This is a genomic window from Nocardioides sp. (genome assembly GCF_024509035.1).
GTDB lineage: Bacteria > Actinomycetota > Actinomycetes > Propionibacteriales > Nocardioidaceae > Nocardioides.
On record NZ_JANINT010000400.1, the window covers coordinates 1 to 1,660 of the forward strand.

The 1,660-nt window shown below is 73.4% G+C and carries 1 protein-coding gene and 1 pseudogene; both read right to left on the minus strand.

Translation table 11 applies throughout. The features are described 5' to 3' along the window. A pseudogene (locus Q0L15_RS22210) lies at positions 1 to 488 on the minus strand (ATP-dependent DNA helicase RecG); the annotation flags it as partial. Positions 489 to 520: 32 nt separating this feature from the next. Continuing rightward, positions 521 to 1,660 (minus strand): Dak phosphatase (locus tag Q0L15_RS22215; protein ID WP_296607029.1); only part of this gene is annotated, 1,140 nt, incomplete at its 5' end.

Sequence of the window (1,660 nt, forward strand, 5' to 3'; positions counted from 1 at the left end):
TCACCGATCGCGTCGAGCGAGAGCTGCGCCGCGTCCTCCTCGGCGGTGCCGAACAGCACGATCTGGGGGTGCGTGAGCTGCCACTCGTCGCGGAACCTGCCCGCCTGGCCGACGAAGATGCCACGGCGGCCGGCGGGCACCCGGTTCTGCTGCTGCCACTCGGCCATGTGGTGGTTCTTGGCGAACATCGAGACCCGGAACGACGGGCCGTCGGTGCGCACGACGACGTCGACGCGGTAGGCCGGGCGGCCGGTCCGGCGGTCCTGGTAGGTGGCGATCCTGCTCGAGGCGATCTGCCCGACGACCGTGAGCAGGTCGCCGACGTTGGGCTCCTCGACGCGGGTGAGCTCGCCGGTCTTGATGTAGCGCCGCGGGAAGTGGCGCAGCAGGTCGCCGACGGTGCGCAGCCCGAGCTTGTCCTCGATCGCCGCACGCTTCTTCTTGTGGTCGCCGAGCACCGCGACCACAGGTGTGTCGAGGCTGATCACCGCTGTCTCCCTAGCTCGCTGCTCGGCGCACGTCACTCGACGGACATCAGGAGCGGGTAGCGCCCCTGACCACCGTCGTACACCACGACGTCGACAGCGGGGTGGTGCTCCTCGACGTACCCCGCGCAGCGGGTGGCCAACGAGCCCTCGGCGTCCTCGGCGCCGGCCACGATCGTGACCAGCTCACCACCACCGCCGAGCAGCCGGTCGAGGACCTCGGTGGCGACGGCGTAGAGGTCCTCCCCCACGACGGCGAAGTCGCCCGCGATCACGCCGAGCGCGTCGCCGGGCTCGCACGGGCCGGCCATCGTCATCGCCTGCTTGGCAGCGACGGTGATCGCGCCCTGGCGGGCGTGGCGCGCCGTGGCGGTCATCTCGAGCACGTCGTGGTCGAAGGACCGGCCCGGCTCGTGGACGGCGATCGCCGCGAGGCCGGTGACCTGCGCCTGGGTGGGGATCACCGCGACCCGGATCGCGCCGTCGGAGTCGGCCTCTGCGGTGCTCGCCGCGATGTGGGCCACGCGCACGGAGTCGTGGTCGTTGGGCAGCACGATCACCTCGGTGGCCCCGCACGAGGTGATGGCCTCGAGCAGCTGCCCGGTCGAGGGCCGGTGCCCGGGGCCGCCGTGGACGACGACGGCACCGGCCTCCTCGAACAACGAGGCCAGGCCGGGACCCGCGGCGACGGCCACCACCGCCCTGCCGTCGCGAGCCGCCGTGCGGCTGCGGGCCGCGGCGATCTGCTCGGCGAAGTGCGTCACCCGGATCCGGTACGGACGACCCGCGGCGATCCCGGCCTCGATCGCGGAGCCGACGTCGTCGACGTGCACGTGGACGTTCCACAGGCCCTCGCCGCCCACGACGACCAGCGAGTCGCCCAGCCCCGACAGCGCCGTGCGCAGGACGGGGATCGCCGCGTCGTCGGCGTCCAGGAGGTACATGACCTCGTAGGAGGGGCCATCCGGCGTCAGGTCGCCCTCGGTCGGGGTCGCCGTCGCCGGGATCGGGATGTGGTGACTGCCGAAGGGCGCGGTCACCGGCGCGGGGCGGCGGCCGGTGAGCACGGTCTCGGCGGCGTCGAGGATCACGCTGACACCGCGACCACCCGCGTCGACCACGCCGGCCGCCCGCAGCGCCGGCAGCTGCTCGGTGGTGTGGGCCAGCGCCTCGCG